Here is a 12,726-nt window from a genome sequence, read left to right as displayed (position 1 = left end):
CTGCCGGACGTCGAAGGCGTTCGGAGGAGCTCCGCGCTGCGCGCGGTCGGGCTCGACGCGATGCTCCTCCATGGTGGTCGAGTTGCCGCGGAAGCGGCGGATCGAGACCCGGCCACCAGCCCCCAGGGCGACGGCCGAGGTCCTCACCGGTGGTGGTCGAGTGGCCGCGCGAACGGCGTATCGGGACCGCCGCACGCGCATGAGGCGAGGGGCGGAACGGCGAAGCGCGGCGCCTCCGAGGGGAGGGCCGCGCTTCGCCGGGTGTGACGGAGGGCTAGAGGACGTCGGTGCGGCCGGAGAGGCGCAGGGCGTCGACGACGCCCTTGACCTTCTGGGCGTTCTCGGTCGTGGTCACCAGGAGCGCGTCGGGGGTGTCCACGACGACGATGTCCTTCACTCCGATGAGGGCGATGGTGCGGTTGCCGCCGCTGACGACGATGCCCGTCGCGGAGTCGGCCAGCACGCGGGCGTCCTCGCCGAGGATGGCGAGGTCCGAGCGGAGCCCGCTCGAGTGCAGCTTCGCGATGGACGCGAAGTCGCCCACGTCGTCCCAGGAGAAGTGGCCCGGCACGACGGCCAGCTTGCCCGCGGCCGCGGCCGGCTCGGCGACGGAGTAGTCGATCGCGATCTTCTCCAGGCCCGGCCAGATGCGGTCGACGACCGCGCCGCGCTCCGGGGTGTCCCACGCGGCGGCGAGCTCGAGCAGTCCGGCGAGCAGCTTCGGCTTGGCGCGGCCGAGCTCCTCGAGGAGGCGGTCGGCGCGGGCGATGAACATGCCCGCGTTCCAGAGGTACTGACCGCTGGAGAGGTAGGCGCGCGCGGTGTCGGCGTCGGGCTTCTCGACGAAGGAGTCGACGGCGAGCGTGTGCGTCGCCCCGTCGATCCCGAGGTGCTTCCCCGTGCGGATGTAGCCGAAGCCCACGGCAGGCTCGGTCGGCGTGATGCCGATGGTCGCGATGTAGCCCGCGTCCGCCGCGACGACGGCCTCGGCGACCGCGTCGTGGAACAGCTGCTGACCGCTGATGACGTGGTCGGCGGCGAACGAGCCGATGATCACGCCGGGCTGGCGGCGCTCGAGGATGGCGGCGGCCAGGCCGATCGCCGCGGACGAGTCCCGCGGCTCGCTCTCGAGGACGACGTTGAGGTCCTCGAGGCTCTCGAGCTGCTCCTCGACGGCGGCGCGGTGCGCGCGCCCGGTCACGACCATGATCCGGTCGGCGCCCGAGATGGGCGCGAGGCGGTCCCAGGTGTCGCGGAGGAGGGTCTGTCCCGATCCCGTCAGATCGTGCAGGAACTTCGGGGCGTCGGCCCGGGAGAGCGGCCACAGCCTCGAGCCGATCCCGCCGGCGGGGATCACGCTGTAGAAGCGGTCGAGCGGGGCGCGGCCATCGGTCTCAGGTGATGTCATGTCCGCAGGATACAAGGGAGCCCGAGCGCGACCGTCCGTTCACCCGGGCGCGCGCCGCCGTTCATCCCGCCGCCGTAGCGTCCGGGGCGTGAGAATCGCGGTCGTCACCGAGAGCTTCCTGCCGTCGTTGAACGGCGTGACCACGAGCGTCCTGCGGGTGCTCGACGAGTTCGCGGAGCGCGGGATCGAGGCGCTCGTCGTCTGCCCGGCCGCGGGGGCGCCGGGCCACTACGCGGGCCACCGCGTCGTGGAGCACCCGGCGATCGCCTACCGCGACTTCCCGGTCGGGATCCCCACGCTCGCCCTCACCCGGGAGCTGGCCGACTTCGAGCCCGACGTGGTGCACGTCGCCTCGCCCTTCCTCCTCGGCGCCCGCGCCATCGCCTCGGCCGGCCGGCTCGGGGTGCCGAGTGTCGCGATCTACCAGACGGACGTCGCGCGATTCGCGGCCCGCTACGGCATCCGCGGCGCCCGCGCCCTCGCCTGGCGGGTGATCCGCCAGATCCACGCCGGGGCGGACCTGACCCTCGCCCCCTCCACCAGCGCCCTCGACGACCTCGCCGCCGCCGGCATCGAGCGCACCGCGCTGTGGGGCCGCGGCGTGCAGAGCGAGCGCTTCCACCCGCGCCGCCGCTCCTCCCCCTACGCGCAGGCCGTCCGGGCCGGACTCGGCGCCGATGACGCGCTCGTCGGCTACATCGGGCGCCTCTCCCCCGAGAAGAGGGTGGAGCGGATGGCGGCACTCGCCTCCCTCCCGCACGCGGAGCTGGTCGTGGGCGGCTACGGCCCCTCCTCCGCCCGGGTCGACGCCGCCCTCGGCCCGGCGGCGCGGATGCTCGGCCGGCTCGACGGCGACCGGCTGCCGGCGGTCTTCGCCGCGCTCGACATCTTCGTGCACACCGGCACGGAGGAGACGTTCGGCCAGACGGTCCAGGAGGCGCAGGCGTCCGGCACCGCCGTGGTCGCGCCGCACGCGGGCGGCCCCACCGACCTCATCGAGCACGGCGTGGACGGCCTGCTCTACGCGCCCGAGAGCGACTCGGACCTGCGCCGGCAGGTGGAGCGCCTGGTCCGAGATCCCGCACTGCGCGCCCGGCTCGCCGAGGCGGGCCGCCGCCGCGTGCTCCACCGCACCTGGAGCGCGCTCACCGACGAGCTCCTCGCGCACTACGCGACCGCGGCGGCGCCCGCCCTCGCCCTGCCCCGCAGCTAAGGCTCGCCTAAGCCGCGCCCGCCTGCGAGCGCGCTTAGAATCGGAGGGCGAGTTTCTCGTCGCTCCCCGCCCCGTCCCCGTCCACGCGACGTGGGAACAGGTCAGGCCGTCGGAGCACAACCAGGGAGGGTTGTTCGTGTCAGTTCAAGCTGCTCAAACCCTCGCACCCCGGAAGCAGGGGAAGATCCGGCGTCCGGCCGGCACCCTCTACCGCGGTCGCGAAGGCATGTGGTCGTGGGTGCTCCACCGGATCACCGGTGTCGCCATCTTCTTCTTCCTCCTCGTCCACGTCCTCGACTCCGCTCTCATCGCCGTGAGCCCCGAGGCGTACAACGCGGTCATCGGGACGTACAAGAACCCGATCATGGGACTCGGCGAGACCGGGCTCGTGGGCGCCATCGCGTTCCACGCGCTGAACGGCCTGCGGATCATCCTGGTCGACTTCTGGAGCTGGGCGACCCGCAACCAGCGCGTCCTCTTCTGGGTCGTCATGGGCCTCTGGGTCGTGCTGATGCTCGGCTTCGCGCCGCGCCACCTGATCAACGTCTTCAGCGAGGGGGGTGCGCATTGAGCACCGTCGCCGCACCGCGGACCCCGCACACCCCGACCCGCTCCTCCGGCACCAACTGGGAGAAGTGGGGCTGGATCTACATGCGCGCCTCCGGCGTCGTGCTGATCGTCCTGATCTTCGGGCACCTCATCTACAACCTGCTGCTGGGCGACGGCATCAAGGCCATCGACTTCGGCTTCGTCGGCGGCAAGCTGGCGAACCCGTTCTGGCAGTGGTGGGACGTCCTCATGCTGTGGCTCGCGCTGATCCACGGCGGCAACGGCATGCGCACGCTGGTCAACGACTACGCGACCTCGCCCCTGCTGGCCAAGGCCTTCAAGGGCGGCATCCTCGTCGCCGTCGTCGCGCTGATCGCGCTCGGCACCTGGGTCGTCTTCGCGTTCGACCCGTGCCCCGCCGGCACCGCCGCGGACCTGCTGCCCTCCTTCTGCGCAGCGTGACCACGGTGCCGCGGATCGGAGAGGGGCCCGCGCCCCTCCCGGTCCGCGGCACCGCGTCCCGGCACCTCCCCCTCCCATCCCCGTACGACGGAGCACCCACCCCGTGAGCACACCAGGCCACTCCCACACCGGCGCCGACCAGAGCGCCTTCGCGCAGACCGTCGGACCCGACGGCGTCCACTACCACCAGTTCGACGTCGTCATCGTCGGCGCCGGCGGTGCCGGTATGCGCGCGGCCATCGAGGCCGGCCCCAAGGCGAGGACGGCCGTGATCTCGAAGCTGTACCCGACCCGCTCCCACACCGGAGCGGCGCAGGGCGGCATGGCCGCCGCGCTTGCGAACGTCGAGGAGGACAGCTGGGAGTGGCACACCTTCGACACCGTCAAGGGCGGCGACTACCTCGTCGACCAGGACGCGGCCGAGATCCTCGCGAAGGAGGCCATCGACGCGGTCATCGACCTCGAGAACATGGGCCTGCCCTTCAACCGCACCGAGGAGGGCAAGATCGACCAGCGCCGCTTCGGCGGCCACACCCGCGACCACGGCAAGGCGCCCGTCCGCCGCGCCTGCTACGCGGCCGACCGCACCGGCCACATGATCCTGCAGACGCTGTTCCAGAACTGCGTCCGGCTCGGCATCAACTTCTACAACGAGTTCTACGTCCTCGACCTGGTGATGACCGAGGTCGACGGAGTGGCCAAGCCCTCCGGCGTCGTCGCCTACGAGCTGGCCACGGGCGAGCTGCACGTCTTCCAGGCGAAGGCGATCATCTTCGCGACCGGCGGCTTCGGCAAGATCTACAAGACCACCTCCAACGCGCACACCCTCACCGGCGACGGCGTCGGCATCATCTGGCGCAAGGGCCTCCCCCTGGAGGACATGGAGTTCTTCCAGTTCCACCCGACCGGCCTCGCCGGCCTCGGCATCCTCCTCACCGAGGGAGCGCGAGGAGAGGGTGCGATCCTCCGCAACGCCTCGGGCGAGCGCTTCATGGAGCGCTACGCCCCCACCATCAAGGACCTCGCGCCGCGCGACATCGTCGCCCGCTGCATGGTCCAGGAGGTGGCGGAGGGCCGCGGCGCCGGACCGCACAAGGACTACGTTCTGCTGGACTGCACCCACCTGGGCGCCGAGGTCCTCGAGACCAAGCTCCCCGACATCACCGAGTTCGCCCGCACCTACCTGGGCGTCGACCCCGTCGTCGAGCCGGTCCCCGTCATGCCGACCGCGCACTACGCGATGGGCGGCATCCCGACCAACGTCAAGGCCGAGGTGCTCTCGGACAACACGACCGTCGTCCCCGGCCTCTACGCCGCCGGCGAGTGCGCGTGCGTGTCGGTGCACGGCTCCAACCGCCTCGGCACCAACTCCCTCCTCGACATCAACGTCTTCGGCAAGCGCAGCGGCAACAACGCCGCCGACTACGCCAAGACGGTCGACTTCACCCCGCTGCCCGCCGACCCGGCCGGCGCGATCCGTGACATGCTCGCCTCGCTCCGCTCCGCGACCGGCACCGAGCGGATCGCCTCGATCCGCAAGGAGCTGCAGGACGAGATGGACAAGAACGCGCAGGTGTTCCGCACCGACGAGTCCCTCGAGGCCGTCACCGGGACCATCCAGCGCCTGCGCGACCGGTTCCGCAACATCTCGGTGCAGGACAAGGGCAAGCGCTTCAACACCGACCTCCTCGAGGCCGTCGAGCTGGGCTTCCTGCTCGACCTCGCCGAGGTCGTCGTCTACTCGGCGCGCAACCGCAAGGAGAGCCGCGGCGGCCACATGCGCGACGACTTCCCGAAGCGCGACGACGAGAACTACATGCAGCACACGATGGCGTACCTCTCCGGTGACGCCCACTCCTCCGACGCCGGTGACCACATCCGGCTCGACTGGAAGCCCGTCGTGATCACCCGGTACCAGCCGATGGAGAGGAAGTACTAGCCATGTCGACCGCTACCCTCGAGCAGCCGCCCGCCGCCCCCGCGGCCCCGGAGGCGTTCACCGTCACGTTCATCATCCGCCGCTTCGACCCCGAGGTGGACGCCGAGCCGCGCTGGCAGGACTTCGACGTCGAGATGTACTCGACCGACCGCGTCCTCGACGCCCTGCACCGCATCAAGTGGGACCAGGACGGATCGCTGACCTTCCGCCGCTCGTGCGCGCACGGCATCTGCGGATCCGACGCGATGCGGATCAACGGCCGCAACCGCCTGGCCTGCAAGACGCTGATCAAGGATCTCGACATCTCGCAGCCGATCTACATCGAGGCGATCAAGGGCCTGCCCCTCGAGAAGGACCTCGTCGTCGACATGGAGCCGTTCTTCGCCTCCTACCGCGAGGTGCAGCCGTTCCTGGTCGCCAACACCCCGGCGCCCAAGGGCAAGGAGCGCGTGCAGTCGGTCGCCGACCGCGCCCGCTTCGACGACACCACGAAGTGCATCCTCTGCGCCGCGTGCACCTCGTCCTGCCCCGTGTTCTGGACCGACGGGCAGTACTTCGGCCCCGCGGCGATCGTGAACGCCCACCGCTTCATCTTCGACTCGCGCGACGACGCCGGTGGAGCGCGCCTGGACATCCTCAACGACAAGGAGGGCGTGTGGCGCTGCCGCACGACCTTCAACTGCACGGAGGCGTGCCCGCGCGGCATCCAGATCACGCAGGCGATCGCCGAGGTGAAGCAGGCCGTCATCCGCGGCCGCGCCTGATCCTCCCCCTCGCGAACGCGTCCGGCCCGCCGGGATCCTCGGATCCGGCGGGCCGGACGCGTTCCTGCGTGCAGGCGGGCGCGTGCACGGGAGCGCCGCGAGGCCTCGGTACGCTGGAGGAATGACCGAGGCGGCCGACACTCCCCGCGGGATCCCGGGCCTGCTCGAGCGGGTCATGCGGACGCGGCCGGTGCGGGTGATGCTCCACTACTCCGAGACCGGCGGGCCCCTCTTCGCCTCCGGACTCGCCTTCCAGGCCCTGTTCGCGGTCTTCGCGGCGCTCTTCGTCTTCTTCGCCGTCTTCGGCTTCTGGGTGCGCGACGACTCGGTGCTGCGCGACTCCCTCCTCGACCTGGTGACCCGCTCCGTCCCCGGTCTGATCGGCGGGAAGAACGCCCTCGTGTCGGTCGACGACCTGCTCGACTCGTCGATCCTCGGCTGGACGGGTGCGATCGCGGCCGCCGGCCTGCTCTGGACGGCGCTGAACTTCCTGGGGAGCCTGCGCCAGGCGGTCCGGCTGCTCTTCTCGCTCCCCGGACCCACGACCCTCTTCGTCCTGCTCAAGCTCAAGGACGCGGGGCTCGCCCTGGTCTTCGGGGCGGTGCTGCTGGTCTCGGCGGGTCTCTCCGTGTTCTCGACCTCGCTGGTGGACGTGGCGTTCGGCTTCCTCGGGATCGGCAGCGAGTCGATGCCGGCCCGTCTCGCCGGCAGCGCGGTCGGCCTGCTGATCATGCTCGCCCTGGACACGGGCACCCTCGCCGGCTCCTTCCGCATCCTCTCGGGCATCTCGATCCCCTGGAAGAACCTCTGGGCGGGGTCGCTGCTCGGCGGGATCGCTCTCGGCGCGCTCAAGGTCCTCGGAACGCAGCTGCTGGGCGGCGCCTCCCGCAATCCGCTGCTCGCCTCGTTCGCGGTCCTCATCGGTCTGCTGATCTGGTTCAACCTCGTCTGCCAGGTGATCCTGATCGCCGCGTCGTGGATCTCCGTCGGGATGAGCGACGCCGGGATCTCGGCGCGCAAGCTCACGCCGGAGGAGCGCGAGAAGGAGCGGGAGGAGCAGCTGCGCACCGCGCGCCGCACCCTCGCCGAGGCCGAGCGCGAGCGGCTTCGCGCCGCGCTGCCGGAGGCGTCCCTCCTGAAACGACGGCGCCTGGAGCGCCAGCTCGCGCAGCTCGAGGAAGAGCTCGAGCAGCTCGCCGCCTGACCCGGCGGTCCGCTTCCCGGTCTTCCCGGCGTCGCCGCGCCCGATTCCGCCTGCCGATTCTGTCCGTTTCTGTTGACTTCCCTCCTGAACGGGTCTAAAAAGAGGTAAACGCAGATCCGAGGTCGGCAACGACACCGCGGATCCGGCGCACCACCCACGGCGAGACGACGGAGTCCACATGTACGCACCGGAGCGGCACCAGGCGATCCTGGACCGCGCCCGCACCGACGGGCGCGTCGAGGTCCGCGACCTCGCCCTCTCCCTCGCCGTGACGCCGGAGACGATCCGCCGCGATCTCACCAGCCTCGAGAAGCGGGGCCTGCTGCGCCGTGCGCACGGCGGCGCCATCCCCGTCGAGCGCCTGGGCATCGAACCCGAGGTCGCCGCCCGCGAGGGACACCTCGCCGGCGAGAAGGACCGCATCGCCACCGCGGCCCTCGCCGAGGTGCCCGACGGCGGCTCGATCGCCATCGACGCCGGCACCACCACGGTGCGGCTGGCGGAGCTGCTCCCCCTGGACCGCCGGCTGACGGTCGTCACCCACTCCCTCCCCGTCGCGATGGCGCTCGTCGGCCGGCCCAACATCGACCTCCACCTCATCGGCGGGCACCTGCGCGGAGTCACGCAGGCTGCCGTCGGACCGTGGGCCGCCCAGGCCCTCTCCACGGTCTCGGTGGACGTCGCCTTCATCGGCACGAACGGCCTCAGCGTCGAGCGCGGGCTCACCACCCCCGATCTCGACGAGGCCGTCGTCAAGTCCGCGATCATCGCCTCCGCGCGCCGGGTCGTGGTCCTCGCCGACCACTCGAAGTTCGGCCGTCAGGACTTCGGGCACGTCGCTCCGCTGTCCGCGGTCGACACCGTCATCACCGACGCCGATGTCGACGACGAGCTCGCCGACGACATCGAGTCGGCCGGCCCGGAGGTCGTCCGCGCATGATCGTCACCGTCACCGCCAACCCGAGCATCGACGTCACCCTCTCCACGAGCGGCTTCGCCGTCGGCGAGGTCAACCGTGCGCACGACGTGCGGCGCGACCCGGCCGGCAAGGGCGTCAACGTCGCCCGTGCCCTCGCGCGCAACGGCGTCGAGGCGACCGCGGTCTACCCGGCCGACGCCTCCACCGGCCTCGACCTGTCCACGATGCTCCGGGCCGCCGGAGTCCGCTCGGCCAGTGCGGCGATCGCCCACCCGATCCGCACCAACATCACCGTGGTCGACGACCGGACGGGCCGCACCACCAAGATCAACGAGCCCGGCCCCGCCGTCACGGAGGAGGAGGCCCGCGCCCTCTCCCAGCTGATCGGCGAGCACGTCTCGGCCTCGCCCCGCTGGCTCGTCGCCTGCGGCAGCGTCCCCCCGGGACTGGGAGCGGACTTCTACCCCGCCCTCGGCCGCCTCGCCCTGCACTTCGGCGTCCCCCTCGCCGTCGACACCTCGGGAGCCCCCCTGACCGCGATCATCGCGGCCGGCACCGCCACCCTGGTGAAGCCCAACCTCGAGGAGCTCGAGGAGCTCCTCGGCCGCTCCCTGACGACGGTCGGAGACGTCGTCGCCGGAGCCCGTGAACTCCTGCAGCTGCCCGACGCGCGAGCGCTCGTCAGCCTCGGAGAGCACGGCGCCCTCCTCGTCACGGCGCACGCGTCGTGGTGGGCGGGCGCCCCCGCCGTCGTGCCCCTCAGCACCGTCGGCGCCGGCGACAGCACGCTCGCCGGCTACCTCTCGGCCGTCGACGCCACGGAGGCGGAGCGCCTCGCGACAGCAGTCGCATGGGGTACCGCCGCCGTCCAGCTCCCGGGCAGCGAAGCCCCGGGTCCCGACTCCCTCCGCCTCGACGACGTCTCCGTCGTCGAGAACCCCGACCCCACCCTCCCGATTGGAGAACTGAGCGCATGACTGCTCTCACCGAGGCGTCGACGGTCATCGTCGACCTCACCGCCGCCACGAAGGACGAGGCCACCGCGCAGCTCGCGAAGACGCTCGCCGACGCCGGCCGCGTCACCGACCTCGACGGCTTCCTCGCCGACGTCCGCGACCGCGAGTCGCAGATGGCGACCGGCATGCCCGGCGGAATCGGGATCCCCCACGCCCGCTCCTCCCACGTCGTCTCGCCCAGCGTGGCGGTCGGCATCGCGAAGCAGGGCGTCGACTTCGGCGCCCCCGACGGCCCGGCCGACCTGATCTTCCTGATCGCGGCTCCGGACGGCGCCGACCAGGCGCACCTCAAGATCCTCGCCCAGCTCGCCCGCAAGCTGATCCACGAGTCCTTCACCGGTTCCCTCCGCGCCGCCGCCAGCGGCCAGGAGGTCGCGGACATCATCGCCCGAGAGGTCGTCGTCTCATGAGGATCGTCGCCGTCACCAGCTGCATCGCCGGCATCGCGCACACCTACATGGCGGCCGAGGCCCTCGAGCAGGCCGCGAAGAAGAAGGGGTACGAGATCCAGGTCGAGACCCAGGGCGCCGCGGGGTCCGATCCCATGTCGGACCGGACCATCGCCGACGCCGACGTCGTGATCCTCGCCGCCGACCTCGAGGTCCGCGGCAAGGAGCGCTTCGCCGGGAAGCCCACCCTCGAGGTGGGCACGTCGGAGGCGCTCGCGAAGGCGGCCGACGTCATCGACCGCGCCGTGGCGAAGGTGCAGGACGCGCCGGCCGCGAGCCCCGCCTCCGGCCCGCGCTTCGTCGCCGTGACCAGCTGCATCGCGGGCATCGCCCACACGTACATGGCGGCGGAGGCGCTCGAGCAGGCCGCGAAGAAGCGCGGCTACCCGATCCACGTCGAGACCCAGGGTGCGGCCGGCTCGGACGAGATGACCGCGGCCGACATCGCCGCCGCGGACGTCGTCATCCTCGCCGCCGACCTCGAGGTCCGCGGCAAGGACCGCTTCGCCGGCAAGCCGATCCTCCAGGTGGGCGTCGCCGAGGCCCTGTCCAAGCCGGACGAGGTCCTCGACCGTGCTCTGGCCCTCCGCGGCTCCGGCTCCGCCGCGTCCGCCCCCGCCCGCTCGACTCCGGCCGCGGCCCCCGCCGCGCCGAAGAAGGTCGGCGTCGGCACGCGCATCCGCCAGAACCTGATGACCGGCGTCTCCTACATGATCCCGTTCGTCGCGGCGGGCGGTCTGCTGATCGCGCTGTCGTTCCTGTTCGGCGGCTACCGGATCGTCGACTTCACGGCCCAGCAGATCATCGACGACGGCTTCAACGTCGCGAACATCACCGACTGGGCCGGAGTGATGTTCCTCATCGGAAGCGCGACCTTCGCGTTCCTGGTGCCGGTGCTCTCGGGCTTCATCGCCTTCGGCATCGCCGACCGTCCCGGCATCGCGCCGGGCTTCCTCGGCGGCGCGGTCGCGGTCACCGTCGGCGCGGGCTTCCTGGGCGGCCTCGCCTCCGGCTTCATCGCCGGCTACGCGGCCCTCTACATCTCGCGGATCAAGCTCCCCGCGGCGTTCAAGTCGCTGATGCCCGTCGTGATCATCCCCCTGATCGCCACCTTCATCACCGGCTTCCTGATGTTCGTGGTGCTCGGAGCGCCGCTCCGCGCACTGAGCGAGGGCCTGTCGTCCTGGCTCTCGGGCCTCTCGGGCGGCAACCTGATCATCCTGGGGATCATCCTCGGCCTCATGATGGCGTTCGACATGGGCGGTCCGGTCAACAAGGTGGCCTACGCCTTCGCGACCACCGGCCTCGCCTCCGTCCCCGCCGACGGCGACCCGAACTCCGTGCAGTTCAAGGTGATGGCGATCGTCATGGCCGCCGGCATGACCCCGCCGCTGGGTCTGGCCCTGGCCACGACGCTCCGCAAGCGCCTGTTCACCGACGCCGAGCGCCAGAACGGCAAGGCCGCCTACCTGCTGGGCGCGTCCTTCATCTCGGAGGGGGCCATCCCGTTCGCCGCGGTCGACCCGCTGCGCGTGATCCCGTCCGCCATGGTCGGCTCGGCCGTCACGGGTGCGCTCGTCGCGCTCTTCGGATCCACCCTCCGCGCCCCGCACGGCGGAGTCTGGGTCACCGGGCTCGTCGGGCAGCCGATCCTCTACCTGGTCGCCATTCTGGTGGGCATGGTCGTCACGGCCGTCTGCGTGATCATCGCGAAGAGCATCAAGCGCGCCCCCGTGGTCGCCGAGGTGCCCGAGCCCGCCACCGCGCAAGCGGTCCCCGCCTGATCCCCTCCGACCGACCGTCCTGAGCGGTCCCGCCGGCGGTCGCCTCCGCGCTCCTCCCCCTCTCCGAGGGAGTCGCGCGAGGCGGCCGCCGGCTTCCGCGTTCCGGGGTGCGAGCGCTGCCGGGCGGCCCGCTCCGCGGCTCCGAATAGACTGCTCCGGTGACTCGCAGCACCCTCCGCATCGCCTCCGTCAACGTGAACGGCGTCCGCGCCGCCTACCGCAAGGGGATGGGCGACTGGCTCGCCGCCCGCGACGTCGACGTCCTGGCCCTGCAGGAGGTCCGCGCCTCCACGGACGACCTCACGGGGCTCCTCGGGGACGAGTGGGACGTGCTGCACGACGAGGCGACCGCCAAGGGGCGCGCCGGAGTCGCTCTCGCCTCGCGCAGGCGCGCCACGATCCACCGCGTGACGTTCGGCGCCGACGACTTCGACTCGGCCGGACGCTGGCTCGAGGCCGACTACGAGGTCGGCGGCCGCTCGCTCACCGTCGTCTCCACCTACGTCCACTCCGGCGAGGTCGGCACCCCCAAGCAGGTCGAGAAGTACCGCTTCCTCGACGCGATGGAGGCGCGCCTGCCCGAGATCCGGGCGCACAGCGAGCTCGCCGTGGTGATGGGCGACCTCAACGTCGGCCACCGCACGCTCGACATCAAGAACTGGAAGGGCAACGTCAAGAAGGCCGGCTTCCTCCCGGAGGAGCGGGCCTACGTCGACCGCTTCGTCGGCGCCGAGGGCGACCCGGACTACAACGCCGGTGCCGGACTGGGCTGGGTCGACCTCGGCCGCCGGTTCGCGGGCGAGGTGCCCGGACCGTACACGTGGTGGTCGCAGCGCGGCCAGGCCTTCGACACCGACACCGGCTGGCGCCTCGACTACCAGCTCGCCACGCCCGCGCTCGCCGACCTCGCCCGCAGCTACGAGGTCGACCGCGCCGCCTCCTACGACACCCGCTGGTCCGACCACTCCCCCGTGGTCGTCGACTACGAGCTCTGACCCTCTCCCCCGCGAATCGACCCC

12 protein-coding genes are annotated in these 12,726 nt (G+C 71.7%); 11 read left to right on the top strand and 1 reads right to left on the bottom strand.

The annotated features are described in order from the left end of the window. Window positions 1-274: 274 nt before the first annotated feature. The gene (locus tag GTU71_RS01500) at window positions 275-1,408 is read right to left on the bottom strand and encodes a mannose-1-phosphate guanylyltransferase (protein WP_104223184.1); all 1,134 of its coding nucleotides are present in this window, start codon (window positions 1,406-1,408) and stop codon (window positions 275-277) included. 88 nt (window positions 1,409-1,496) lie between these two features. Here GTU71_RS01500 and GTU71_RS01495 point away from each other — a divergent pair, with 88 nt between their 5' ends. The 11 genes from GTU71_RS01495 (at window position 1,497) to GTU71_RS01440 (ending at window position 12,702) form a co-directional block, all read left to right on the top strand. Further along, window positions 1,497-2,621 carry a glycosyltransferase family 1 protein gene (locus GTU71_RS01495; RefSeq protein ID WP_159939145.1) on the top strand — a complete coding sequence of 375 codons (1,125 nt, stop codon included), beginning with the start codon at window positions 1,497-1,499 and terminating at the stop codon, window positions 2,619-2,621. A gap of 184 nt (window positions 2,622-2,805) precedes the next feature. Beyond that, window positions 2,806-3,192 carry a succinate dehydrogenase, cytochrome b556 subunit gene (sdhC, locus tag GTU71_RS01490; protein ID WP_258059417.1) on the top strand — a complete coding sequence of 129 codons (387 nt, stop codon included), beginning with the start codon at window positions 2,806-2,808 and terminating at the stop codon, window positions 3,190-3,192. Beyond that, window positions 3,189-3,632, top strand: coding sequence for a succinate dehydrogenase hydrophobic membrane anchor subunit (locus GTU71_RS01485; protein ID WP_104223187.1), 444 nt, complete (start codon window positions 3,189-3,191; stop codon window positions 3,630-3,632). The genes sdhC and GTU71_RS01485 overlap by 4 nt, the downstream gene beginning before the upstream one ends. A gap of 103 nt (window positions 3,633-3,735) precedes the next feature. Further along, entirely contained in the window at window positions 3,736-5,571 is a 1,836-nt protein-coding gene (gene sdhA / locus GTU71_RS01480; RefSeq protein ID WP_104223188.1) for a succinate dehydrogenase flavoprotein subunit, read from the top strand. 2 nt (window positions 5,572-5,573) lie between these two features. Then, on the top strand, window positions 5,574-6,335 hold the full coding sequence (locus GTU71_RS01475; protein WP_068254543.1) for a succinate dehydrogenase iron-sulfur subunit: 762 nt from the start codon (window positions 5,574-5,576) through the stop codon (window positions 6,333-6,335). Between the two features lie 121 nt (window positions 6,336-6,456). Then, the gene (locus tag GTU71_RS01470) at window positions 6,457-7,539 is read left to right on the top strand and encodes a YhjD/YihY/BrkB family envelope integrity protein (protein ID WP_159939144.1); all 1,083 of its coding nucleotides are present in this window, start codon (window positions 6,457-6,459) and stop codon (window positions 7,537-7,539) included. A gap of 178 nt (window positions 7,540-7,717) precedes the next feature. Further along, the gene (locus GTU71_RS01465; RefSeq protein WP_104283330.1) at window positions 7,718-8,479 is read left to right on the top strand and encodes a DeoR/GlpR family DNA-binding transcription regulator; all 762 of its coding nucleotides are present in this window, start codon (window positions 7,718-7,720) and stop codon (window positions 8,477-8,479) included. After that, window positions 8,476-9,435 carry a 1-phosphofructokinase family hexose kinase gene (locus tag GTU71_RS01460; RefSeq protein ID WP_104288990.1) on the top strand — a complete coding sequence of 320 codons (960 nt, stop codon included), beginning with the start codon at window positions 8,476-8,478 and terminating at the stop codon, window positions 9,433-9,435. Before GTU71_RS01465 ends, GTU71_RS01460 begins: the two co-directional genes overlap by 4 nt. Beyond that, window positions 9,432-9,884 (top strand): PTS sugar transporter subunit IIA, encoded by a 453-nt coding sequence (locus GTU71_RS01455; RefSeq protein ID WP_097166616.1) that lies wholly within the window; start codon window positions 9,432-9,434, stop codon window positions 9,882-9,884. The genes GTU71_RS01460 and GTU71_RS01455 overlap by 4 nt, the downstream gene beginning before the upstream one ends. After that, on the top strand, window positions 9,881-11,707 hold the full coding sequence (locus tag GTU71_RS01445) for a PTS fructose-like transporter subunit IIB (protein ID WP_104232839.1): 1,827 nt from the start codon (window positions 9,881-9,883) through the stop codon (window positions 11,705-11,707). The genes GTU71_RS01455 and GTU71_RS01445 overlap by 4 nt, the downstream gene beginning before the upstream one ends. A 158-nt stretch (window positions 11,708-11,865) precedes the next feature. Further along, entirely contained in the window at window positions 11,866-12,702 is an 837-nt protein-coding gene (locus tag GTU71_RS01440) for an exodeoxyribonuclease III (RefSeq protein WP_104263197.1), read from the top strand. The last annotated feature ends 24 nt before the right edge of the window (window positions 12,703-12,726 follow it).

This window comes from Rathayibacter sp. VKM Ac-2762, from assembly GCF_009866585.1.
In the GTDB taxonomy this organism is placed as follows: domain Bacteria; phylum Actinomycetota; class Actinomycetes; order Actinomycetales; family Microbacteriaceae; genus Rathayibacter.
The sequence above is the reverse complement of the archived record's forward strand: the minus strand, read 5'-3'. Positions and strand labels throughout refer to the sequence as shown.